We start from the raw sequence: 23,504 nt of genomic DNA, 5'->3' as shown, positions 1-23,504 counted from the left end.
TGCGAGAGATTCACAAGGATAACTTCATGAGTCAACAAAAGCCTTTGTTCATGACTCTTTTGTTAAACGGCCTTTGGAATAAGTATATTGACCACTTGTGTGTATAAACCGGGTAATGTTCTCTGTATTTAATGATCTATCTTTCAAAGTAAGTAAAGGGCTTCCTAAACGATCATACAAAGTTTTGTCTTGTGATAGAGGAATGATATCGGTTTTATTGATGTAAATTGCGACATAACCCTCATTTACTTTGTTTTCTTTTGACTTAATTAAAGCCCTGACTTGCTCTTCATCGCTGTAAATAGGCCGAGAAATCATTTGCCGAGGCAAATTAGCTATGATTCGTTCCCAAGATTGTATATTGGTACCATCAGAAGAATACAATGATACATAAACCTCTTGTTGTCCACTCCTTAAAGCCAGCTGGCTTGCCAAATGGGTGTCCGCTCGGACTTGAGCATCAGTGCGCGCATTAATTCTTTTGGTAAAATTATCACGTATGCCCACTAAACGATTACCGATAGACCGAAGAAAATTTGATTTGTCCCAAGGTCCATTTTGAATTGCATAATCCAATGCTTTTAAAATAGCTTCATTATGCTCTTTGGTATATGTTTCTTTTTTCATAAAGCCAGAATGTTTAGTATGAACTAAAAATTAATGCGGTATTATGGAGTATAACAGTAATTTTCACTATATAAATGAAATATAAAAGTAATTCCATAATACAAAAAAAATCCACAAAAATTTAAAACTCTTGTGGATTTCACAAAAAGATGATTGTTTTAGGGGCATTACTTCCTAAGCCCTGAACTTTGCTCCACGTCAGGTTCCTCTTTAGTTGTAGTAGTAGCGCTTTGCTGGTATTGCTGCTTCGCTACTAAAAATTGGTCTTTAACGCCGGGGCCTTGGGGAGATTGTGGTTTAGCTTCTTTAGTTCCTTGAAGCGCTTCTTCAAGTGCGTTCGGATCTTCTACCACTTTTTTGACTATATTTACCATGTCCTTGGCTTGTTCAAGAACTCCTACATCGCCACCAATTCTTTCTACAGCTGGACCCATTTTTATAAGGGGGAGTTCACATTCATTAATAAGCCGTGACTTCACCTCATCACCGGGAGCCTCATTTGCAGTTTGTATATGAGTCTCTTCTTTAAAAAATCCCATAACCTTTACCCCTATACTAAAACTTTTATTAAAAATAGTTTACCAAAAACCATCACAAATGTATCGCGAATTATCATTAATTTCGATTTCTTTACAATATATTTCAATAAAATACACCTAGTCGTACATCAACTCATCCAGAGGGGTATAATCTTTACTTGGACCACCCTGAATTAACTCATTCAACACGTCCGTCATACATAACAAACGTAAAACATTGGGCGTTACCTCATCAAAAACAACCCTCAGGCCTAGCAATGCTCCTTCTGCCTCATCAAATGTCGCTCCTAAACCATAACCAAGGCATAGAGAACACAGTTGATCCGCGCGTTTGGCAATGGCCGGTAACAAGCCTGTTTCCGCAAAAACTTCATCGTAACTCACAAAGCGATCATTCAGATAAAATTTTGCATTTAAACTAGCTGCTATGGTTGACATACATTTGGGAATGTCTCTCTCCATACTAACGCCACCACGGTTTAGAAATCTTTATCGAACCCGCCAGGGAGCTCCTGATCCATCTTAAAAAAACCGGCACTGTAAATCCATAATGCTCAATAATGCCAAAAAAAACTGCAGAAATTAAAACCAATATTCCTGTCCATATTCTTATATGCATTAAAAATAAAAATATGGGAAATGCAGCCCGAGCATCCACGATAAAAAAGCGAGCGCTACGAGCAGAATCCCTCCAATGTGCTGTTTCTGCAAAACCTGCCATTTTAAAGCCCTCTAAAACATTACATATCTTTTTAAAAAGTATATACCGAAATACAGGCTTTAGCACCTAAGTTTGAATTAAAATAATAAGATTTTTATTACAGTTGGTGCTATTAATAATTGTTATGTTTAAAAATTATTATTTAAAATGAAGCCCTCCTAAGAGGGCTCTTTACATTACGGATGATTGCTTTTATACGGATGACAATGAAATCAGCTACTTTTTTAACTCCGGAGAATTTCTTTTAGGCCCTAATATATTCTTTAAAACGTTTTCCATTCCTAAATTCTCAGATGATTTGGGAGAAAAACTCGCTTTAGGACTCAATTGAGGTACTGCAAAATCCTCAACCATTTCCTCTTGATCCTGAGAAACCTTGGAATGGTTTGGTCCAGCAAGTTTGCCTAACATTTTACTGTATTGACTCATCTGAACTCCTCCTATCACACCTATAGTACTAAGTTAGCATATACAAATTAAGGAATTATTAACACAATTAATTTTTTTATAGAAAATACTATTGAGTAAAGAGTCTATTTTAAGATATGTTAAAACGACCTATTAAAATATATAGGTTCAATTGTCATTTATGGATAAATGCAATTGCTCAACTAACTGCACAGTCAGAGCGATTGAGAAAAACAATAGAGTTACTGTATATGACTCTAGAAAAGGAGGAAATATGGCTAAAGGTGAAGTGAAATGGTTTAACAATGCCAAAGGTTGGGGCTTTATTATTCCAGAAAATGGTGGTGACGATATTTTTGTTCATTTCTCGTCAATTCATGGTACAGGCTATAAAACCTTAGTTCCGGGCCAAACAGTCAATTATGACGTGGAACAAGGTGACAAAGGTCTCCATGCAACAAATGTCATTGTGCTCAATGAGAATGCAGATGCTGAAATTGTTTGATTAGGCTGACGCAGTATCATTGTGGTGCTGCGTTCCTGAACCTTATTGAATGATTTTCAAACAACTACTGAATTATACCCTCTGTTCAGGTATGATGGCCTATTTTACTTAAGATTCATGAATATCCAATGAAGCATGGTTTATTACTGATCAATCTTGGTACGCCAAATACTCCAGATACTTCATCTGTCAGAAGTTATTTACGAGAATTTCTTACTGACAAACGTGTTATTGACTTGCCTTTTTTGCTACGCTATCTGTTGGTTTACTTCTTTATTGTCCCTTTCCGTTCCAAACAATCAGCCCATGCTTACCGAAGCATATGGACAAACCAAGGATCTCCGTTACTTGTTCATTGCGAGAGGCTCGTACAAGAAATACAAAAAAGAATGGCTCCTGATCAGCTCGTTGCTTTGGCCATGCGCTATGGTAAACCATCCATTGAAACCGCTCTAAGTCAGTTAAGGCATTGTGAGTCAATTACAATTTTACCTTTGTATCCCCAATATTCCTCAGCAGCGAATGGATCATCCATTTCCGAAGTCATGCGCATACTCAGAACCTGGGAACGCGTCCCCTCAATCACCATCCTCAGTGATTTTTTTCAACATCCTGCTTATATTAAAGCTCAGGCCCAAGTCATTAAACCTTATCTGCAGAAACAAACTCATGTTCTTTTTAGCTACCATGGAATTCCAGAACGTCAAAATATGAAAGGAAGTTGCCAATCCCTATGTGTCGGAGCTTGTCCCCCTTTAACTGACAAACTACAGGATTGCTATAGAGCCCAATGTCATCAAAGCAGTTATTTATTAGCAGAAGAATTAGAACTATCATCGGATGGATACAGTATCGCTTTTCAGTCACGATTGGGTAAGACGCCCTGGATTAAACCTTACACCGATCTCGTTCTTGCTGATTTGATAGATAAAGGGGTTAAGGAACTCATAGTGATTAGCCCGTCTTTTGTCGCTGACTGCTTGGAAACCCTTGAGGAATTAGGAATTCGTCTCAAGCAGCAATGGCTATCGCTTGGAGGTCAAGAATTTACGTTAGTTCCTTGCATGAATGCACATCCTCTATGGGTCAAAGCAGTTATGACTATAACCCAAATGGAAGCTAATGCAGATTTTAGGAGCAACATGTGAATCTATCCTTGAGAGTATCGAAAATCAGAAAAATCATCACTCATCAATACACACTCATCACATTCGGTCTTCTTATATTTTCTATTTCGATGACTTACATCATCATGAATTGTTCCACAAAGAAATCCGCACCTCCTTCTCCTAAAATAGTGGAGGTCGTCACAGTAAAACCCACCTTCATTGAAAAAAAAATAAAACTCATCGGCATGATACGCCCAAAACATTCAACCATTCTTGTCGCAAAAGGTTCTGGAATGCTTGATACCCTCATGAGTTCCGGACAAACTGTAAAAAAAGGGGATCTGATTGCCAAAATATCAAATCCTGATTTAGAAAGAAGTTATCAACTCTCAAAAGAAACAGAACAGCTTGAGAATATTCAATACCAACGGTTAAAAAAATTGCAAAAATCAGGATTTGTCAGTGCAAGAGAAGTTGAAGAGAAGAAAAGAATCTGGATCGACTCGCAAAAAGAAAAGTCCAAAACCAAAATTGAACTAAAAAACATGCGATTTTATGCCCCCTTTGATGGGGTAATCGGTGCATTTAAAATAAAAGAAGGAGCACAAGTAACGGAGGGAGCTCCTGTAGTAACTATATATGATCCGGACTCGTTGACTGTGGAAATTGATATCCCCTGCACAAATCACTATTCTATCGAAGAAAATCAACCTATTTACATCATGAATCAGCTTTACCATTTAAGTCATGTGCAAAAAATGATAGATGATGATACCCATATGTGCCCTGCCGACGTGGACATCCAATGTGCCAACTGCTTGATAGGCGCCAGTATTGCTGGCCAGCTCATAGTCAATAAAAAAATGGAGGCTCTTGTAATTCCAACCCAATCTTTATTTATCAAAAGAGGCAAAACACATGTTTATAAAGTGGTAAATAATAAAGTGGAACTGATTGCCGTTAAAACTGGGATTCAAGAAGAGGATAAGGTAGAGATTATTTCAGGATTAAAATCTGGGGAACAAATAGTGAGTAAAAGCCCTGAAAGGTTATATCCAGGACAGGAAATCTTAATTTTTAAAGGTTAGCTTCTGTATGAAATTTACAAGCTATTTTCTAAAACATCCGGTAATTGCAGTTATTTTTAACAGCATGATCCTGCTTTTAGGAATATTGTGTTTCAATTCCTTACCTTTGCGAGAATACCCTAATATCAGTTTTCCCGTCATCACAGTGAGTACTCATTACCCGAATGCAAGCCCGGAACTTATTGAATCCGTAATAACCAATACACTCGAGGATCAATTAGCGGGCGTAGAAGGTTTGGAATTAATGACCTCACGATCAAAGCCAGGTAAATCCTATATTACCCTGCAATTTCGGTCAGGAACCTTAATGGACAAAGCCCTCAATGCCACAAATGAGGCCGTTCGTTTAGCACAACTTCCTAGCGCAGTAAAAGCACCTACAGTAGAGCGCCAAAGACAAGCTGATGGGTTGCCCTTTATAGGAATTGCATTAGAATCGACTTCTTTTAATTTTGGTGAGCTCACACATTATGCCAATTTAAATCTTAAAAACATTTTTCGTAGTCTTAAGGGTGTGGCCTCAGTGGATGTGTGGGGACAACCTTTTACCTATGATATTAAATTAAACCAAAAGAAATTATTTGCATATGGAATTAATGTTGATGAAGTGGCGAATGCGATTGCCAATAATCGTTTGTCTTTGCCAGCCGGTAATTATCAGAATAAAATTCCAACGACACTTGATTTTGAATTAAAAACTCCAGAGGATTATGCCAACCTAGTGGTAAAAACATTAAATAATCACCCTGTTTATCTTAAATCTCTAGCCCAAATAAAATTAACCACCGACGACAGCCAATTTCGAGTGAAAGTCAATGGCCACTCTGGTTTGGTGCTTGCTGTTAATCGGGCAAATGACGCAAATCCAGTTGAAGTGTCGCAAAGTGTCCGCAAAGAATTAAGCGAGTTAAAAAAAACTTTACCTGAAAACATTAAAACCAAAATAATAATTGATCAATCTGAATTCATTAAAACTTCTCTTAAAAATATCCAGTCTTCCATTGTTGAGTCCATTATTTTAGTCTTAGTCATCATTTTCTTATTTTTACGAAATATTCGTGCCACCCTAATTCCTTTAATTGCCATTCCAGTGTCGCTTTTAGGTTCTCTTGTATTTTTAAAAATTGCAGGATTTAGCATCAACCAGATCACGCTTCTGGCGATGGTATTGGCAGTGGGTTTGGTTGTAGACGATGCCATTATTGTTCTAGAGAATATTTGGCGGTACATTGAAGAGGGCTTATCACCTATTGATGCAGCACTAAAAGGATCAAAGCAAATCGGTTTTGCTATTGTAGCAATGACTCTTACTTTAACCAGCGTATATGCCCCAATAGCTTTAATAAATGGCATGATTGGCCAATTATTCATCGAATTTGCTGTAGCCCTGGCCGGAAGTGTTTTCATTTCAGGGATCGTGGCCCTTACCCTATCACCTTTAATGTGCGCGACATTTCTCCATAAAAATACTAATAATTTATGGCCATCCCTGGACAAATATTTGGGCACATTAAGCAATTATTATTATAAGCTACTTCATATCATCATCTATCGGAAAAAGACTGCTCTGCTGGCACTCATTTCTACACTGCTGCTTAGTTTCCTTTTTTACAAAATATTACCTGGGGAAACAGCGCCAAAAGAAGATCGTGGTTTAATAGGAATTTATACGTCTCTCTTGTCCGGAGATAATTTAGATACCATGGAATCCAATACCAAACGCCTGCAACAATCTATTGGAAACATACCTGAGGCAAAAAACACCCTAACCTTTTTAGGGAATTGGGGAAGCAGCATTGTCATTCCTTTAAAAGCACACCAACAAAGAAAGCGTTCGGCAGAGGATATTGTCAATGCCATAAAACCAACAACCGAACAATTGCCTTCTATTGATCCACATGTTTGGAGTTGGGACTCTGGATTGCCTGGAGTCGAAGATGCCCGAAATAATTCAGAGTTGGAGCTTGTGATTTCTACTACGGATAATTTTCGTGAATTATTCAATGCCACAGAACATTTTAAAAAAATACTTGATCAAACGAAACAATTTAGCGCTACCCGTTATGACCTACGCCTCGATTCACTTGGTTATTCGATACATATTGATAAAAATGCGCTGGCTCAATTAGGATTGACTCCTGCACAACTTGCTAAAACAATAGAAGTATTTTTTAGCGGGGATAAATCCATCTCTTTTCAAAAAGACGGTGTCTCTTATAATGTGACACTCCAGGGTTCTTCTAAACCCTGGACTTTAGATGAGCTCTATCTTACCACATCATCGGGAAAAAGAATTTCGTTAGGCGCAGTAGCCCGAATGCAAAGACGTGCTCAGCCAACTGCGTTAGAACATGTCAATCAAATGCGCGCTACGACTTTATATGCCCAATTACCTGAGAATCAATCCTTTAAAAAAGGAATGGGGCAACTGATGAAATTAGCAAAGGAAAATCTTCCGAGGCAGTATAAATTAAGTTGGACCGGCGCCGCTAAAGCATACAATGAATCTTCATATACTATGATTTTGCTATTTTCTCTGGCAATCATCTTCATCTATGCCATTCTTGCAGCTCAATTTGAAAATTTTATTTATCCATTTATTATTCTTTTTACAGTACCTTTAGCCTGTTTTGGGGCTTTACTTTTTGCTTATTTCTTTGGGCAATCCTTAAATATTTTTACCCAAATTGGGATGATCACTTTGGTAGGGTTAATTAGTAAACACGGTATTTTAATAGTTGAATTCGCCAATCAATTACAAAAGGAAGGCATGCATTTAGCGAAAGCAATTAAAACATCATGTTCCTTAAGGTTACGTCCTATTCTCATGACCACAAGCGCCATGGTTTTTGGGGCTATCCCCTTAGTGTTTTCCCATAATGCAGGATCCGAAGCAAGACAAGCCATTGGAATTGTCCTCATTGGTGGTTTGTTAATTGGCACTTTGTTTACTTTATTAATTCTTCCCACCATTTATTTTTTGATATCCAAACGAATCACAAAATTTAAAAAAACTTAGTTTTGCATTCAGTATACCGGTCCGATTAAATCCGCACTTTTTATTTAAGTATCTGAAAGTACATGTTCTTTGTGTATCTAGTAGACCCTGGATACCTATTCTGCCTAAATAATTTAAGGTACTATGAAACGTTCACTTTTTATAGGAGATTACATTGAAAAGGATTTTTTTCTTAATGGTATTTTTTGTATCTCAAGCTATGGGCTCTGTGTTTAGTCTTGAAGATGTACAAAAGCTGAGACAACATTTTTTTGCTAATATCCAAATGAATGGCGCCATTATTGCCTCACCCTCCAAGCAAAATCCTGATTACTTTTATGATTGGATTCGCGATTCTGCCATTGCTATGGGTTTAATTGAAAAATGGTATGAATCATCACACGCGGTAGGATATAAAGAACGTTTATTAAATTATGTTTCCTGGTCTCAAAAACTTCAACATCAGGAAGATCCTTTACCAGGATATGACATATTAGGAGAACCTAAGTTTTATGTAGACGGCCATCCTTACTCTGGGCCTTGGGGTAGACCTCAAAATGATGGTCCAGCACTGAGAGCTACTGTGTTAATTCGATTTGCGCATCAGTTGTTGGATAATAATGAAACAAACTACGTCACAACTAATCTTTATAATAATAGTTTAGATCCTAATTCCATGGGTGTGATTAAAATGGATTTAGAATACACAGCGCATCATTGGATGGAAAAAAATTTCGACCTTTGGGAAGAAGTCTTGGGAGATCATTTTTTTACTGCAATGGCACAACAAAAAGCATTATTCGAAGGTGCAGCTCTTGCTCGTCGTCTTCATGATGATGACGCTGCAGTTTATTACGAGCAACAAGCGAAGCTACTTAGCACTCGCCTAAAACAACATATTGACCCTAATCATAAAATAATTCAAGCAACGCTTGCACCACACCCAGGGCCCCAAAAGACTTTAGAGTTAGATTCTTCAGTGATTTTAGGTGTTTTACTTAATCCTCACGAAAATAGTGATTTTTATCCAGGGAGTACTTACGTCCGCAATACAGTACAGGCACTATATGAGCAGTTTGATTGGTTGTTTCCAATCAACAGCAATCATTCTGAAGAAATTTTATTTGGCCGCTATCCAGGAGATACCTACGATGGTTACCAAAACAATAGTTTAGGAAATCCTTGGTTTATTCTTACTGCGACTATGGCGGAATATTATTATACCCTTGCCGATAATTTAATCTTAACCCAAAGCAACCAAGATAAAATAGCCAAACATATTGTAAGGGGAGATAATTATTTAAAACTAATCAAGCAATATGCTCCAGAAATGAAACTTCGTGAGCAAATCAATTTAAATACTGGAATCCAACAGGGAGCATCTTCACTCACTTGGAGTTATGTCGCAGTTCTACGGGCTATTGAATTACGGGATAAACTAACCACAAAATTGAATAATCCTGTATTAAAAGGTGTTTACTCACACAGTATATAAGTCGACTATCTTTCTCTCGGCAGGTTTTTTAGCAGTAGACTTACAATTTCATCAGAGTTCGAATAGAACTCTGATTTTTAAGAATTACAAAGGTAACACATTGATCAGCAAGTATTGTTTAGTATACACTTGCAGATTATAGATTTTCTATAAATCAGTAGTTACATTTTCAGAATCTAAACCAGAGTTTTTGCATGTCACTTCTAACTGGGATTTCGACCATGACAATCTATAATACGGATCCCCTGGTCGTGTAAATTCGAAATTATTTGGACGTGCCCCTGGGTCGATGGGATTTCCTACTGTTAAGGTTAGGTTGCTCCAGGTAGATGGATCAGGACTGAAATCTCCCACACAACGCGACATTCCCTCTAAAAAAACATTGGGTTCATAGGCCATGGATTCTAAACTAGCAGATTCATCGTTACTAGCTCCTTTTCCAGGAAGCCCAGGAGAGTGCCCAAATATGCCAAGCTGAGTTTTATTTGTACAATTTTTTACAGTAAATGATATTAAATTTGTCGTAGGATAAAATCCTTGATAATAAACGGGAAACCCTCCCACTACCTCCGTCGAATTTGTAACATCCACTATTGTTACTACCCAGTGTTTAAAAGAAGTCCAAGTGCCATTAAAATGTAAGTTGAAATTACAGTCTGCTGTAAAAGCTGTAGAAGTACATAAAAACAAAGTACCCAATACAAATTTTTTCATCATCACTTCTCCTTGTAATTGAAAGTTCCATTAAATAGCACTCCAAATATAATATAAATAAATGAAACTATTTTCTATTGATTAGCAGACCCATGCGTGAAGTATTTTCAAAAGCGTTTCACACAAACAAACACAACATTGCACTTTTTCCACTTTTTTTCTTTTTGAATATTTTAAATTGGAGCCGTGTAGGATGATTCTTTTTTATTAATATCCACGGGATGAACTATCTCTTCCCGCCCTAACCAACGTAACGATTTACCCGACATGATGTAATTCTCTATGCGTTCCAAACTAATACCCTTTGTTTCCGGCATATAAAAGTAGGTATATACGAGGCCTAGAATACAGATCAGTGCATATAAAGCAAAAGTATATTCAATACCCATCATTCTTTCCAAAATAGGAAAACTAAAGATAACTACAGTATTAAAAGACCAATTACTCATGGCAGAAAATCCCATGCCTGCACCCCGTACATGTAAAGGAAATATCTCAGCCATTGAGATATGGGGAATGGGCCCAACGCTCACTGCAAAAGAAAAAATATAAAGAATTAAACAGACTACAGACAAATAGGGGAGCCATGCAACTTGGCATAATGAAAACATACATAAGGCCAATAAACTAAAAAACATTCCGGAAAAGCCGAATAGCAGTAAGTTTCGTCGCCCAATCTTATCGACACTTAATATGGCGATAACGGTAACTAACATATTAACAAGCCCTATGCCAATCGTTGCTAATATTTGTCCCGTTGAACTATTCATTCCTAAATTTTTAAAGATTTCAGGGGCAAAATAAATCACGACATTAATTCCACTCAATTGTTGTAAGCAGAACAAGATAGTACCCAGCATTAATACAGGTAGTAGGGGCTTTTGAAATAAGAATAACCAGCTTCCTTTTCGAGGTTCATTTGCTAAAGTGACCTCTATGTCTGCGAGTTCCTGTTCAATTGAATGACTCTGACGCAATTTTTTTAAAGCTTTAGATGCGGCATCGCGCCGTCCTACGCTGCACAACCATCTTGGGGACTCGGGCATAAACAATATGCCAATACTTAATATCATGGCAGGTAAAGCGCTGGAAGCAAACATGGCGCGCCAATCATGGTTGTCTATAAAAAGATAATTGACTGAATAAGAACAAACGATTCCAAAAGTCATAGCTAATTGATAAATGGCTACTACAGCCCCTCTTGTTTCAAAAGTGGCTGTTTCTGCCAAATATAAAGGAGCCATTACAGAAGCAACACCAATAGCCAGACCTAAAATAAGGCGAGAGAGGATCAATACAGTAATCGAATCAGCGAATCCAGCCCCTAAGGCACCTAGAAAAAACAAAATTCCTGCAAAAGAAAGTAATGTACGACGCCCAAAACGCTTCACACTTTGCGAGGCAGTCACTGCACCTATCAGCATAGAGCCAAACAGTGCCCCAAAAGGTAAAGCAGATGCCATAACGCCAATATGCGTAGGGTTTAAGTTAAAATAATTTTTAACTAAATCTAGTGAGCCCGCAATGATTCCTTCATCATACCCAAACAGAAAACCAGCAACCGAACCAATTATTGCAACAAACCATGTCATTGTTTCACTCCTTAATTGACCAATCTAAAGCAATAAAGCGATAAATTGTTGTGCTAAGTTAATTCTTATTCTTTGTATTCCCTATATTTACGGTTCAGATATAAGCCAATATTTCTTTATCTTAACCCCATCCTCTAACCTTCTGTCGGGCTGATAAAGACAAATCGGTAATTAACGACCAATTACCTTTTTTAATAGCCTCCTCCGGAACTATCCAAGATCCTCCGACACAGGAAACATTTGGAAGTGCCAAATATTCAGAAAAATTACTCTCATTGATTCCCCCAGTAGGACAAAATCTAGCTTGAGGAAATGGACCATACATGGCACGCAACATATTCACTCCACCCGAAACTGCTGCTGGAAAAAATTTAAAATGGGTATAACCCAAGGTCAACCCTTCCATTAATTCCGAAACACTGGATATCCCTGGGATTAAAGCTATTTTTGATGTTAAACCCGCGTTTAATAGAGCTTGTGTTTTTCCGGGACTCAGTGCAAATTTGGCACCCAAATCGGAGACCTTTTTTAATTGCTCTGGTGTAATCACTGTCCCCACTCCTATTAATGCTTCCGGAAAAGTTTCTACAAGCAATTTAAGTGCGTCCAAAGCAACGGGGGTTCGTAGTGTCACTTCGATGACGTGAATACCACCTGCAAATAAAGCAGTGGCTAAAGGTATTGTATGTTCTATTTCTTTTATAACCACTACAGGAATTACAGGTGATGTAGAATATACAATGTCCGGCGTTACCGTCCAACTTGGAAAAGACATAAGTCCTCCTGGTTATCTACTAATCTGATACTACTCGATTAAGCAGTTCTTCTCATGTTATATTTTATTTAAATAAACTTTTGTTTTAAATAAACAGCAGCCCCTAGAATTCCGGGCTGTTCCGCAGTAATCACAAAAGTCGGAATTTTTGAATTGAAAGGTTTAAAACGGCCTTTCTCCTCAAAACGTGCTCTGAAGTGACTGCCCTGAAGCAAAGGAATTAATCTTGGAACAATCCCTCCAGCAATATAAACCCCGCCAAAAGCTGCAAAAATTAATGCCAAATCTCCCGCATAAGATCCTAAAATAGCAAAAAATTGAGCAACTGCTGCTTCAGCAATAGAACATCTTTGCTCTACAGCCAAAATAGTAATTTCTGAGGCAGGTGCATAAGCTTTTTCTACTTGATGAAAAGCAGCTAATGCTTGATACAAATTCTCCAATCCATGACCGGACAATAAACGCTCATATGAAACATGTTCGTATTTCTTTTTTAAATAGGAATAAATAAACCATTCTTGTTCATTTTTTGCACCCCAACTCACATGTCCACCCTCACCTGCCTGTGCAGAATACCCTTCATCATGAGGCATCAGGAAGGCCACACCGAGACCCGTTCCAGCGCCGAGAACAGCTTTTGCTCCCTTTCTATCAACGGTACCTCTTCCTATTTGAAGCGTTTGGTGTTCCGATAAGAAAGGTAAACTCATCGCAATGGCATTAAAATCGTTTAAGACCTTAAGGTCATCAAAATCCAGTTTTTGTTTCAATTCATGAATAGAAAAACGCCAATTTGCATTGGTCATGCAAATGAGATCATCCAATACAGGACAAGCAACAGCGAGAACGAGATACCTTATATCTTGCAGTTGATGTTTTGCCTGGTATTCTAATATAACCGACTCAATGCTGGGGTATGCTGCACAGGAATAAATTTCTATTTTGTCCATGACCAAATTTTCTAAATTGACACGGCTGAAACGAGCAAAAGTACCCCCAATATCCGCGACAATTGCCTGTATTTTTAAATCTTTAAAACTCATAAGCAGACTCTTTTCCTTTAAATAAACTACATGCTCCCTGTTCAGCCCCTGAAAATTCTAATCTTAAACTGGTAAATAATTCTCGCCCTGTCCCCAGCTGAAACTCCATATTTTTTAAAACAGCTCTAGTTCTTTTTTGTAATTCATCATCAGAAACGAACAATTGCAGTACACCTTGTTCCGCATCAAGTAAAATAATATCTCCAGTTTGAACGAGAGAAAATACTTCATTATCTATCGCCTCGGGCGTCACATGGATTGCCGCCGGCACTTTGCCCGAAGCACCAGACATTCTGCCATCGGTCACTAAACCAATCTGAAACCCTTTGTCCATAAGAACCCCTAATTTGGGGGTCAACTGGTGCAATTCTGGCATACCGCAAGCTTTAGGTCCTTGAAAACGAAGAACTAACACACAATCCTTTTCCAAACTTCCTTTTTGGTACATCTGATCAAATTCTTCTTGACTGGAGCAAACTACCGCAGGTGCTTTCACTTTATATTTATCCGCAGCAAGTCCTGAGGTTTTCATGACAGCACGGCCTAAGTTGCCACTTAATACTTGTAAACCTCCATGTGACTTAAAGGGGGTTTTGGCTGAAGTTAGAACTGTTTCGTCAGTTGAGCGAGAAGGACCCGAAACCCACATTAACTGCTCATTATCCAGCATGGGCTGTTCTGTATATCGCGTTAAACCATATCCCATCACGGTGTGAACATCTTCATGCAATAATTGGGCATCAAGTAAAGAACGAATAAAATAAGCCATACCTCCTGCTCTCTGAAAATGATTAATGTCTGCATTTCCATTGGGATAAATTTTGGCAATTAAGGGTGTTACGGCTGACAATTGAGCAAAATCATCCCAATTTATGGTATAGCCCGCCATAGAGGCAATAGCAATAAGGTGCATTGTATGGTTGGTTGAGCCTCCAGATGCCAATAAAGCCACTATACCATTGACAATATTTTTTACATCCATTAATTGACCAATAGGCATATATTGATCATTTAAATCAGTTAATTTAAGAATTTGTTGTGCCGCAGACCAGGTCAATGCACTACGCAATGGTGTGCCGGGATTGATAAAAGAAGACCCGGGAAGTTGTAACCCCATGGTCTCCACGATTAATTGATTGGAATTGGCAGTGCCATAAAAGGTGCAGGTACCTGGAGAATGATAAGAGGCCGCTTCTGTTTCCAGCAAGACACTTCTATCTGCTTTTCCTTGTGCATACAGTTGACGGATTCTCGCTTTTTCCTGATTGGAAATTCCTGAGGGCATCGGTCCTGCAGGAATAAAAATAAACGGTAAATGGCCAAAGCTCAAAGCAGCCATCATTAACCCGGGAACTATCTTATCGCAAATACCCAACATTAAAGCGCCATCAAACATATTATGCGATAACCCAATTGCTGTAGACATTGCAATCACGTCTCTACTTAACAAACTTAACTCCATTCCTGCCTGACCTTGCGTAATTCCATCACACATAGCTGGAACGCCAGCGGCAAATTGTGCGACACCGCCAGCAGCAGAAATGGCGTCTTTAATTAAAGCAGGATAGTCGAGATAAGGTTGGTGTGCAGAAAGTAAATCATTGTATGCGGAAACAATTGCTATGTTTGCTTTGGCCATACCGCTCAAATTGGTTTTATCCTGCTTTGCACAAGCGGCAAAACCATGTGCTAAATTACCGCAATGTAGTACACTGCGTTGAGGCCCCTTAATACGCATTTTTTCGATATGGTTCAGATATACTTCTCTTTTTCGTGTACTCCGTTCACGGATCTTATCGGTGATTTGGGCAACAATCGGGTGCATTCTTTTTCCTTAAGGTGCGTACAGCACCTGAACATTCGCATCAAGATGATTTAAAAAAGCGCTGGCAGGCATAACCATGGAATTCTGTTCCGACATTGCTTGATGCAATACAGCCAATTTTTTCTTACCCAGCAAATGAATAAATATGACTCGACTATTTAATAACCTTTTTTTAGTTAAACTGATTCGTTCATAAGAAGCAGTCTTTGGGTTCACACGAAGCACCGCCGGGGCATTGTCATCCATTCCCATCATAAGCTCCGCAGAGCAAGGGAATAAAGAGGCAACATGACCATCTTCGCCCATTCCTAAAATCACAGCATCAAAAGGAGGTAAAGAAGCAATCATTTGCTCGGTTTCTTCTAAAGAATACCCCTCTTGATACAAACTCAAAAAATGAGCTTCAGATGCATTGTGCTGGAGTAAAAACTGTCGCACTAATCGTTCGTTTCTATCCGGATCATCGATTGGGACACAACGTTCATCGGTTAAAGTTACGGTGACTTTATTCCAAGGAATATTAAGTTTTGCCAGTGTGCCGAATAAAGCAACAGGGGTTTTCCCGCCTGAAACTGCTAAATAAGCATGTCCGCGTTGTGCAATAGCCTCACAAAGAATCTGTTTTAACTGACCTGCGAAGTCTTCAGTTAATAAATTCGCTTCGCTAAAACTACGTAACAGCATTTTGCTCCCCCCATACATGTGCTTTCCCATTGTATAAGCGAATTACCTCTAAAGGCCCCCACGTACCCGACGGATATGTATGGAGTGGTATCTCTTGCCTTTCCCAGGCTTTTTCTATTTCATCAATCCATTTCCAAGCTTGTTCTACTTCTTCCCGACTTACAAAAAGATATTGATGACCTAGCATCACTTCTAACAATAAACGTTCATACGCATCAGCAATCCTTTGCGAATAGAAGAGATGATTGAAATTTAAATCCAATTTACTGTCTCTTAATTGCATACTTTCGCTAAGACCCGGAATTTTATTCATCATTCGCAATTCCACCCCCTCGTCAGGTTGCAATCGAATGATGAGCTGATTCGGCGATAATTCTTGTTTGAATTCTTTAAAAATATTGTATGGTTGTGGTTTAAAGTAAATGACTACTTCACTTTGTTTCTTTGATAGTCTTTTTCCAGTTAATAAATAAAAAGGAACGCCAGCCCAGCGCCAATTGTCAATATAGGCTTTAATCGCTACAAAAGTTTCAGTTTTTGAACCTTTGCGGGCGCCTTCTTCATTCAGGTAGCCTGGTATTTGTTGGCCTTTAACAATATTTCCTGAATATTGAGCTCGTACTGTATGTTCATGAACTTGAGCATCTGAAATAGGCCGTAATGATTTGAGAACTTTTAATTTTTCATTCCGAATACATTCAGCAGATAAACTCATCGGGGGTTCCATTGCCAAAAGCGACAAGATTTGTAAGAGATGATTTTGCAACATATCTCTCACCTGCCCAGATTTATCGTAATAAGACCATCGACCTTCTACACCCACCTCTTCCGCAACAGTAATTTCAACCTTATCAATTGCTTTATTATCCCAATTGGAAGAAAAAATAGCATTAGCAAATCGCAATACCAATAAATTCAAAACAGTTTCTTTGCCTAAGTAATGATCTATCCTATAAATTTGCTCCTCAGTAAAGTAATGAGCAACCTCATCGTTTATGACAATAGATGAAGGTAAATCATGTCCAATTGGTTTTTCTAAAACCACCCGCGAGGGCTGTTTCGTTAAACCTATACTCCAAAGACCCTGGCAAGTTTGGGCATAAAGTGAAGGGGGAATTGCAAAATACGATATGCAAACGCCTTCTTCTTGGTTAACAAAGTCTAGTATTTTTGCGTAATCTTCTGTTCGAGTTAGATCGAGTTGGCAATAGGACATTTTGGCTACAAGACGGCACCAAACCTGCTCGTCCAGCTCATCGGTTATGAAAGATTTTATTTTTGATTTTATAAAATCAATATAATTGGGTAAAGCGATTTGGTCTCGTGCACAGCCAATAATGCGCGTATTAGAATGAAGAAGATTAGCACGCTCTAATTGGTACAACGCAGGGAATATTTTACGACAGGATAAATCTCCTAAGGCACCAAATAGAACTAAATCACACGGATATTTTACAGCAACTTCTTCGATCATGTTTGTCCTAAACAATCATATTTGGAGGGTTAATACTAAATTGAAAGATAATACAGATCAACCCAAACAGATGACGACCCTGGCAAATTGCAGCAATATTTTATAAAGGAGTTTATTGCTTACTTCTTGTTTACAAAATTGCAAAACATCATTTTTATGCTATATGAAATAAATAAGATAGTCCTTCGCTTCTGCCCGACTTTTAATGGCTTAGCTGTAGAGGGATCGCTTAATAGTACTTTACTAACTAAATCATTTATTAGGAGAAGCAGATGCTTAATAAGAGATTTTCAGAAAGACTCAATAAAGAGCTTGATAATATTGGGGCGCCTGAAGCCAGTGCAGAACGTATCGAGGTATTATCCAAGCTGATTAAAATACCGAAATTTAAAGCAGAAGCCTTATTAAATGGAGCTGTAAATCCAGATGAGAAACTTCTTAACGCTTTAGCACAAGAATTTGAAGTCAGTGCAGATTGGTTGGCTGGGAAAGGCGATTCTTCCCATTAGTTCTTTATTTAATCCCTTCTGCTCGCTTTCATTGTATCTTGGCTATAATTAAAGCAAAATAGTCCAATGATAAGGTTGTCTATGCAAGCTTTAATCGATTCCTCCACTGTCATTTCATTACAGCATCAAATTGGAAAATATAAAATACAGGAGCCAACTGATGTTTCTGTTAATGAACAAGAAGAATGGGTACAGGCTCATATTTCATTAAATGGACAAAATGAATTATACAAAGGAATAAGCGAATATCAGAATGAACGTTTTCAAAAAATTAAAAAATATCTAGATACGTATGATGAAGCAAGTGATCTTTCAATTGCTAAAGATGACGCTCAATTTTTCAGAAAAAAATTCATTGAATTTCTCCAACAGCACTCTTTTCCCGAATATAAAGGAAATCCTCACACCAGAGGGACTAATCCTGAAGCAGCTACCATAGAAATGAAGGAACTTCTAGGTAAAAAAGGGTTTGAATTATTTGAAAAGGCTTTAGAGGAGGAAATGAATAGCAAAGAATTCAGAGATGCAGTTGTCTATCAATCTACTTCTCATTTTGAAGGTCCTAAATGGGAGGAGCGCCCAATAGTCATTGTTGCAGGTCCCTCAGGATGTGGTAAATCTTTTGCTGCTAAAGCAGCAGTAGAGAAATCCAACCAGTTTTTGAAAGCAAGTCCAACAGATTTAAGCGGTAATTATGTTGTTGCCGCGGATGGAGGCATTATTAGAGAAGTATCTCAAATGCGCAAATTAGTCATCCAACTTGCAAATAATCAGGGATACTCTGGTATAAAGGATTTACATAGCCGTTGTAAAATTTTAGAAAAAGTAAAAAATAGAGTGAGAGAAGCAGCCTTTCTCACGACCGACTTAGGTGTGGTTATTCCAGAAACTTTTTCTCAATGGGATAATCCTTTAAGTGATATCCGAAGTTTAATGCCTCGAATAGATAGCTTGCCCAATACCAAGCAAATTTTTTCTCGTGTGGAAGGTAAAGACCAAGATAATTTTAGGGAAATTGTCGCATTTATGGGCTCAAGGAGAGCATGGAAAACGAATGATTTTACACCAAGCCCATTGGCTTTAAACAAAACGGGTCTCACAGAATCTAAAGCGTATGGTCATTTTGGATTTAAATTCGGAGTGAATGGCTCTAAAAATGCGGAAGAATGGATTAAAAATCACAGTAAAGATAAATTACACATGGTCATTACCAATGATTTAATCTTGCTAAAACCCGATCCTGCCGCTAATGGAAAATGGATTCCTGCAAAACAAAATGATGAGGGGGCACGACTGTTTTCTGAGAGTCTTTTTAATCAATGGCAAGAGTCGCAGGATCAATCTGATCTCGTGGATTATTGCAAATCACATTCCAAATCCCAAATTGCAGCTTCTCCTCAATTAAAATTTGGCATCGCTAAACATATGATAGAAGAAAGAATTGAAGCCTGTCATGGCAAAATGAAAGCAACTGGTGATGAAGACCGATCAAAATATTTAGAGGCAAGATTGAAATTACTTCAATACATAGATCAATTTTCTGCCAATAATTTAGAAAGTTATAATGACATTCAACAAATGAAAAAAGGGATGGATTTCCAAATTTTAATGCTAAAGCGCGAACTCGGTAACAATTGGCCTCATGTTTTCACTAAGAAAACAGAGAAGGCTTTGGAAGCATTTAGGGACTCTTTAGACAGCGCCGCTTTAGTTTCGATGAATACACCGATGTATTACACCTTCAAAAAACAATATGAAACAATAAAAAGCGAGGAAATTACAGAAAGTGAAAGTGAGCAAGAAGAAGAAGGCTCTGGAGCATGTCCTTAATCAAGCTCAACATAAATGTCATCAGCTACCTCAATGCTGAGGACGGATTTGTTTTAACAACGATCCTTTCCCACCCTATAAAACAACCTTTATTGCTCACATTTAAACCATATACACCTTATTTTATTCATTTTCTTGTTTTAAAATAGATATTACTTTACAATTTTTCAGCATTATTGACAAAAAAATTATGTTCTCGAGCCTTTTTTAAAACATTTGCATAGGGATAAAACGTGTCTAAAACGAGTCAAGTGAAGAGTCAGCAATATAAATGGTATGCTTTTATTGGAATCGCTTTGCTCTCTTTTGGGTGTTATCTCGACTATACGGTAGTGAATGTTGCCTTACCTACCATTCAAAATGAACTTCAAGCCAATCTAGTCTCAGCACAATGGGTTATGAATATTTATTTTTTAGCTTTATGTATTTTAGCAACCGTTATGGGCGGTATAGGTGATTTATATGGCCGTCGACGTTGCTTATACGTCGGTGGCGGGATTTTTATTATTGCTTCAATTATCGCTGGCTCTGCTTCTAATATTTACTGGTTAATTTTGGGACGTTTGTTTCAAGGAGTTGGCGCTGCGATTATATTTCCTTTAGGTCTTTCATTACTACCACAGTTTTTTCCAGAAGAAGAAAGAGGAAAAGCTTTAGCCTGGTTTGGTAGCATTGGGGGTATTGGACTCGCCCTAGGTCCACTCTTAGGAGGACTGATCGTTACTTATCTGGGATGGAGATGGATTTTTTTCATCAACATTCCTATAGGTGTATTAGGATACCTCTTTTGCTTCAAATCAGTTACTGAATCCAAAATAACCAGCGAGCGCACTTCTTTAGATATTAAAGGTATGTTCTTGCTTGCATTCACAATGGGCGGCATCGTACTTGGCTTAATCTATAGCCAAAGCTATGGCTGGACGGCTCCGTCTACTGTGGCCTTTTTTGTTGAAGCGATTCTAACAGGTATTTTATTATTTAAAGTTGAAAAGAGACATTCCAATCCTCTTATTGATTTGAACGATTACTCCAATTTACTCTTTTCCGCAGGAGCTATTCTTTGCTTTCTAGCTGGCGTATTAAGTTCTGTCACTTTGTTTTTTGATCCCCAATATTTACAATTTATTAAAGGAGAATCTGCACAAACATCTGGTTTTGTTTTGTTTACAATTCCTATTTCTGTGTTTTTAATTGCATTTTTTGTAGGAAAATTAATTAAACGTTTTGGTGTATTGCATACTATTTTAATCGGATTGTTTCTTGCTTGTTTCTCTACATTGTTGCAATTATTCTTTACCAGTACGATGTCAGTCATTTATATTACTTTTGCATTCATTTGTCTTGGCAGCATGTGGGCAATGGGGAATACCGTTTCGATTATTGCCGCACAAACCGCTGTAGGTTCAGATCGGGCCAGTGTTGCAACAGGATCTTTGGTTACTCTTTTTAACATAGGAGGCTCTATAGGTATTTCACTTGCTATTGTTATCTATAATTTTGTAACCAAGAATCTCTTAACTTCTATGGCTCAATCAATGGGTTTAGATCAAGTACAAATTTCAAGTTTAAAAGCTTTTATTGCAAATCCAACCCTTTCCTTAAACCTTTCGAAAAATGATTTCCTACATCAATTATTCAACAAAATTTTTATGAATGGGTTTATTGATGTCATGGCATTTTTATTTCTTTTCTCTGTAATTGGATTGTCCATAATTTGGAGAGGAAAGCGCGCTGTAAACAGATTAAAAGCAATATGTTAGCTAATGGATCTTTGGCTTAATCCTCTATATTCAAAAAAGATGACCTGGGTTGGATAACCCAGCAAGAAGATGAATTCAACATAGGAAGTTATCCGTGAAACCGATCATTAGCGCTAATCGGCTTTGCATGTTTTTCAATATATTCGATGATCTTTCCAGCAATGTTAATTCCAGTAGCCTTTTCTATGCCCTCAAGCCCTGGAGAGGAATTGATTTCCAATACTAAAGGGCCATGATTTGATCGAATTAAATCCACACCAGCAACTTTTAAACCCATAGTTTTAGCCGCACTGACAGCTATAGCACGTTCTTGGGGTGATAATTTTACTTTCACAGCATTACCGCCTTGATGCACATTCGCACGAAACTCCCCATCTTTTGCTTGTCTTTTCACTGCCGCGATGACTTTCTCTCCGACCACAAAACACCGTATATCAACCCCACGCGATTCTTCAATGAACTCTTGAACTAAAATATTTGCATGCATCTCTTTAAAGGCATTAATGATACTGACAGCAGATTGATGACTGTCTGCCAATATAACCCCTTTACCTTGCGTTCCTTCCAGCAATTTAATCACTAAAGGCGCACCACCCACCATTCGTACTAAATCTTCGGTATCATCAGGAGATTGAGCGAAACTGGTTAATGGCATGGGAATACCCTTGCGTGCCAACAATTGTAGCGATCGAAATTTATCTCGAGAACGCGCAATAGCTAGAGATTCATTCAAAGGATACATACCCATCGTTTCCATATGGCGCAAAACAGCTGTCCCATAATAGGTATTTGAAGCACCGATTCTAGGAATTACAGCGTCGAAATGAGGTAAAGGTGAGCCCCCTCGATAATGAACTTTAGGGCAGGAAGCAGCCACATTCATATAACAATACAGAGGATTAATGATTTTTATCTCATGACCAGCTGCCTCTCCCTCCGCTTTTAAACGCTGGTGAGAGTACAAATGGGGATTAGTGGCCAATATTGCAATTTTCATGAAAAACGCGTTCCTCAACTTTTTATTTTTATTTATTCTTTAGAAGTGCTGAGCCTGCTAAAAACTTAATTTATAACTAGGCCTCTTTTCTAAAGCCTAGTAGAAAAATGTAAAAATCACATGGGAAAAACAAAAATATATTTGTGAAATAAATACCCTATTGGGATGCTAATAACATATAGTCTTTTGCTAATAAATCAGCATGGTGTGGGGAAGTAAAAAAGGCATTTAATTCTCCATTCGGATTAAATAGCATCAGAGCACCACTATGCTGAATATCATAATTATTGGGGTCGTTCGTTCCTTTTTCAATAACTTTTGCATAAGCGATTCCCATTTCACGGGTCATGGATTTTATGGAATCTTCTTCTCCTAAAGCTCCATAAAAAGCGGGATGAAACGAAGTGACATAATTGCGTAATTTCTCTGGACTATCACGTTCAGGATCAATAGATACCATAACAATGCGCGGCAAATTTTTGACTCCTTTTTCTTCTAGGAGCCGATACATTTTCGATAATTCAGCCATCGTTGTTGGACAAACATAACCACAATTTGTAAATCCAAAAAACATTAAAGTCCAATTTCCTTTTAAATTTTTATTGTTAAAGGATTTTTCATCAATCCCTGTCAGACTGAATTGATTCACCTGCCTCGGATTTTCTAGATAAGTTCCATTAAATGTTGAGGTATCAATTTTTTTCTTGAAATGGATATGCTGACCGACAAAAATGCCAGAAAACAATCCTGCAAGAGCCAGTAAAACTACTACAGTAAAGGTAACACTTTTAGCCTTTAAACTCATTCAATC

22 protein-coding genes are annotated in these 23,504 nt (G+C 37.9%); 8 read left to right on the top strand and 14 right to left on the bottom strand.

The genetic code is table 11. The features are described 5' to 3' along the window. Positions 1-48 precede the first annotated feature (48 nt). The 5 genes from icmQ to BU07_RS0102785 form a co-directional block, all read right to left on the bottom strand. Entirely contained in the window at positions 49-627 is a 579-nt protein-coding gene (gene icmQ, locus BU07_RS0102805; RefSeq protein WP_031563515.1) for a Dot/Icm secretion system protein IcmQ, read from the bottom strand. A gap of 167 nt (positions 628-794) precedes the next feature. Further along, a complete protein-coding gene (locus tag BU07_RS0102800) occupies positions 795-1,166 on the bottom strand; it encodes a hypothetical protein (RefSeq protein WP_031563511.1) in 372 nt (123 codons plus the stop codon). A 117-nt stretch (positions 1,167-1,283) separates the two neighbouring features. Next, a complete protein-coding gene (locus BU07_RS0102795) occupies positions 1,284-1,628 on the bottom strand; it encodes a type IV secretion IcmS family protein (RefSeq protein WP_031563508.1) in 345 nt (114 codons plus the stop codon). A 1-nt stretch (position 1,629) separates the two neighbouring features. After that, on the bottom strand, positions 1,630-1,887 hold the full coding sequence (icmT, locus tag BU07_RS16625; protein ID WP_035898951.1) for an IcmT/TraK family protein: 258 nt from the start codon (positions 1,885-1,887) through the stop codon (positions 1,630-1,632). Between the two features lie 216 nt (positions 1,888-2,103). Continuing rightward, positions 2,104-2,316, bottom strand: a complete 213-nt coding sequence (locus BU07_RS0102785) for a hypothetical protein (protein WP_031563504.1) — start codon at positions 2,314-2,316, stop codon at positions 2,104-2,106. Between the two features lie 253 nt (positions 2,317-2,569). Here BU07_RS0102785 and BU07_RS0102780 point away from each other — a divergent pair, with 253 nt between their 5' ends. The 5 genes from BU07_RS0102780 (at position 2,570) to BU07_RS0102760 (ending at position 9,490) form a co-directional block, all read left to right on the top strand. Beyond that, positions 2,570-2,800, top strand: coding sequence for a cold-shock protein (locus BU07_RS0102780; protein ID WP_031563502.1), 231 nt, complete (start codon positions 2,570-2,572; stop codon positions 2,798-2,800). 128 nt (positions 2,801-2,928) lie between these two features. Then, entirely contained in the window at positions 2,929-3,948 is a 1,020-nt protein-coding gene (gene hemH, locus BU07_RS0102775; RefSeq protein WP_035898950.1) for a ferrochelatase, read from the top strand. Next, positions 3,945-4,997, top strand: coding sequence for an efflux RND transporter periplasmic adaptor subunit (locus BU07_RS0102770; RefSeq protein WP_031563496.1), 1,053 nt, complete (start codon positions 3,945-3,947; stop codon positions 4,995-4,997). The genes hemH and BU07_RS0102770 overlap by 4 nt, the downstream gene beginning before the upstream one ends. A 7-nt stretch (positions 4,998-5,004) precedes the next feature. Then, a complete protein-coding gene (locus BU07_RS0102765) occupies positions 5,005-8,016 on the top strand; it encodes an efflux RND transporter permease subunit (RefSeq protein WP_031563488.1) in 3,012 nt (1,003 codons plus the stop codon). Positions 8,017-8,191: 175 nt separating this feature from the next. Continuing rightward, positions 8,192-9,490 carry a glycoside hydrolase family 15 protein gene (locus BU07_RS0102760; protein ID WP_031563486.1) on the top strand — a complete coding sequence of 433 codons (1,299 nt, stop codon included), beginning with the start codon at positions 8,192-8,194 and terminating at the stop codon, positions 9,488-9,490. 147 nt (positions 9,491-9,637) lie between these two features. On the opposite strand, the gene BU07_RS0102755 is transcribed toward BU07_RS0102760, so the two are convergent. From BU07_RS0102755 to zwf, 7 genes are all read right to left on the bottom strand, one after another. Next, complete coding sequence (locus BU07_RS0102755) at positions 9,638-10,207, bottom strand: hypothetical protein (protein ID WP_115262303.1); 570 nt, start codon at positions 10,205-10,207, stop codon at positions 9,638-9,640. A gap of 170 nt (positions 10,208-10,377) precedes the next feature. Continuing rightward, the gene (locus BU07_RS0102750; RefSeq protein WP_031563482.1) at positions 10,378-11,796 is read right to left on the bottom strand and encodes a sugar porter family MFS transporter; all 1,419 of its coding nucleotides are present in this window, start codon (positions 11,794-11,796) and stop codon (positions 10,378-10,380) included. 121 nt (positions 11,797-11,917) lie between these two features. Continuing rightward, positions 11,918-12,571, bottom strand: coding sequence for a bifunctional 4-hydroxy-2-oxoglutarate aldolase/2-dehydro-3-deoxy-phosphogluconate aldolase (locus BU07_RS0102745; protein ID WP_031563480.1), 654 nt, complete (start codon positions 12,569-12,571; stop codon positions 11,918-11,920). Positions 12,572-12,639: 68 nt separating this feature from the next. Further along, positions 12,640-13,614, bottom strand: coding sequence for a glucokinase (glk, locus tag BU07_RS0102740; protein ID WP_031563478.1), 975 nt, complete (start codon positions 13,612-13,614; stop codon positions 12,640-12,642). Continuing rightward, the gene (gene edd, locus BU07_RS0102735) at positions 13,604-15,439 is read right to left on the bottom strand and encodes a phosphogluconate dehydratase (RefSeq protein WP_031563477.1); all 1,836 of its coding nucleotides are present in this window, start codon (positions 15,437-15,439) and stop codon (positions 13,604-13,606) included. Before edd ends, glk begins: the two co-directional genes overlap by 11 nt. 9 nt (positions 15,440-15,448) lie before the next feature. Continuing rightward, positions 15,449-16,123: a 6-phosphogluconolactonase gene (gene pgl / locus BU07_RS0102730; protein ID WP_031563475.1), complete on the bottom strand. Its 675-nt coding sequence runs from the start codon at positions 16,121-16,123 to the stop codon at positions 15,449-15,451. Further along, positions 16,110-17,597: a glucose-6-phosphate dehydrogenase gene (zwf, locus tag BU07_RS0102725; protein ID WP_031563473.1), complete on the bottom strand. Its 1,488-nt coding sequence runs from the start codon at positions 17,595-17,597 to the stop codon at positions 16,110-16,112. Before zwf ends, pgl begins: the two co-directional genes overlap by 14 nt. Positions 17,598-17,869: 272 nt before the next feature. Between zwf and BU07_RS0102720 the strand changes: the two genes are divergently transcribed. The 3 genes from BU07_RS0102720 (at position 17,870) to BU07_RS0102705 (ending at position 21,696) form a co-directional block, all read left to right on the top strand. Continuing rightward, positions 17,870-18,106, top strand: coding sequence for a hypothetical protein (locus BU07_RS0102720; protein WP_031563471.1), 237 nt, complete (start codon positions 17,870-17,872; stop codon positions 18,104-18,106). Positions 18,107-18,187: 81 nt separating this feature from the next. Continuing rightward, entirely contained in the window at positions 18,188-19,936 is a 1,749-nt protein-coding gene (locus BU07_RS0102715) for a P-loop NTPase family protein (RefSeq protein WP_031563469.1), read from the top strand. A 233-nt stretch (positions 19,937-20,169) separates the two neighbouring features. After that, positions 20,170-21,696, top strand: coding sequence for an MFS transporter (locus tag BU07_RS0102705; RefSeq protein WP_031563466.1), 1,527 nt, complete (start codon positions 20,170-20,172; stop codon positions 21,694-21,696). 88 nt (positions 21,697-21,784) lie between these two features. Here BU07_RS0102705 and rimK read toward each other — a convergent pair whose 3' ends face one another. Together rimK and BU07_RS0102695 are read right to left on the bottom strand one after the other, a co-directional pair. Next, positions 21,785-22,693 (bottom strand): 30S ribosomal protein S6--L-glutamate ligase, encoded by a 909-nt coding sequence (rimK, locus tag BU07_RS0102700; RefSeq protein ID WP_031563463.1) that lies wholly within the window; start codon positions 22,691-22,693, stop codon positions 21,785-21,787. A gap of 157 nt (positions 22,694-22,850) precedes the next feature. Further along, positions 22,851-23,498 (bottom strand): SCO family protein, encoded by a 648-nt coding sequence (locus tag BU07_RS0102695; protein ID WP_031563461.1) that lies wholly within the window; start codon positions 23,496-23,498, stop codon positions 22,851-22,853. Positions 23,499-23,504: the final 6 nt, after the last annotated feature.

The organism is Legionella wadsworthii DSM 21896 = ATCC 33877 (assembly GCF_000701265.1).
In the GTDB taxonomy this organism is placed as follows: domain Bacteria; phylum Pseudomonadota; class Gammaproteobacteria; order Legionellales; family Legionellaceae; genus Legionella; species Legionella wadsworthii.
This window is presented reverse-complemented; position numbering and strand designations above follow the sequence as displayed.

Coding starts and splice junctions, on each gene's coding strand:
- hemH (WP_035898950.1), top strand. CDS start 2,929: ATGAAGCATGGTTTATTACTGATCAATCTTGGTACGCCAAATACTCCA.
- icmT (WP_035898951.1), bottom strand. CDS start 1,887: ATGGCAGGTTTTGCAGAAACAGCACATTGGAGGGATTCTGCTCGTAGC.
- BU07_RS0102745 (WP_031563480.1), bottom strand. CDS start 12,571: ATGTCTTTTCCAAGTTGGACGGTAACGCCGGACATTGTATATTCTACA.
- icmQ (WP_031563515.1), bottom strand. CDS start 627: ATGAAAAAAGAAACATATACCAAAGAGCATAATGAAGCTATTTTAAAA.
- BU07_RS0102780 (WP_031563502.1), top strand. CDS start 2,570: ATGGCTAAAGGTGAAGTGAAATGGTTTAACAATGCCAAAGGTTGGGGC.
- glk (WP_031563478.1), bottom strand. CDS start 13,614: ATGAGTTTTAAAGATTTAAAAATACAGGCAATTGTCGCGGATATTGGG.
- BU07_RS0102720 (WP_031563471.1), top strand. CDS start 17,870: ATGCTTAATAAGAGATTTTCAGAAAGACTCAATAAAGAGCTTGATAAT.
- zwf (WP_031563473.1), bottom strand. CDS start 17,597: ATGATCGAAGAAGTTGCTGTAAAATATCCGTGTGATTTAGTTCTATTT.
- BU07_RS0102760 (WP_031563486.1), top strand. CDS start 8,192: ATGGTATTTTTTGTATCTCAAGCTATGGGCTCTGTGTTTAGTCTTGAA.
- BU07_RS0102695 (WP_031563461.1), bottom strand. CDS start 23,498: ATGAGTTTAAAGGCTAAAAGTGTTACCTTTACTGTAGTAGTTTTACTG.
- BU07_RS0102785 (WP_031563504.1), bottom strand. CDS start 2,316: ATGAGTCAATACAGTAAAATGTTAGGCAAACTTGCTGGACCAAACCAT.
- BU07_RS0102715 (WP_031563469.1), top strand. CDS start 18,188: ATGCAAGCTTTAATCGATTCCTCCACTGTCATTTCATTACAGCATCAA.
- edd (WP_031563477.1), bottom strand. CDS start 15,439: ATGCACCCGATTGTTGCCCAAATCACCGATAAGATCCGTGAACGGAGT.
- BU07_RS0102750 (WP_031563482.1), bottom strand. CDS start 11,796: ATGACATGGTTTGTTGCAATAATTGGTTCGGTTGCTGGTTTTCTGTTT.
- pgl (WP_031563475.1), bottom strand. CDS start 16,123: ATGCTGTTACGTAGTTTTAGCGAAGCGAATTTATTAACTGAAGACTTC.
- BU07_RS0102765 (WP_031563488.1), top strand. CDS start 5,005: ATGAAATTTACAAGCTATTTTCTAAAACATCCGGTAATTGCAGTTATT.
- BU07_RS0102755 (WP_115262303.1), bottom strand. CDS start 10,207: ATGATGAAAAAATTTGTATTGGGTACTTTGTTTTTATGTACTTCTACA.
- rimK (WP_031563463.1), bottom strand. CDS start 22,693: ATGAAAATTGCAATATTGGCCACTAATCCCCATTTGTACTCTCACCAG.
- BU07_RS0102795 (WP_031563508.1), bottom strand. CDS start 1,628: ATGGAGAGAGACATTCCCAAATGTATGTCAACCATAGCAGCTAGTTTA.
- BU07_RS0102800 (WP_031563511.1), bottom strand. CDS start 1,166: ATGGGATTTTTTAAAGAAGAGACTCATATACAAACTGCAAATGAGGCT.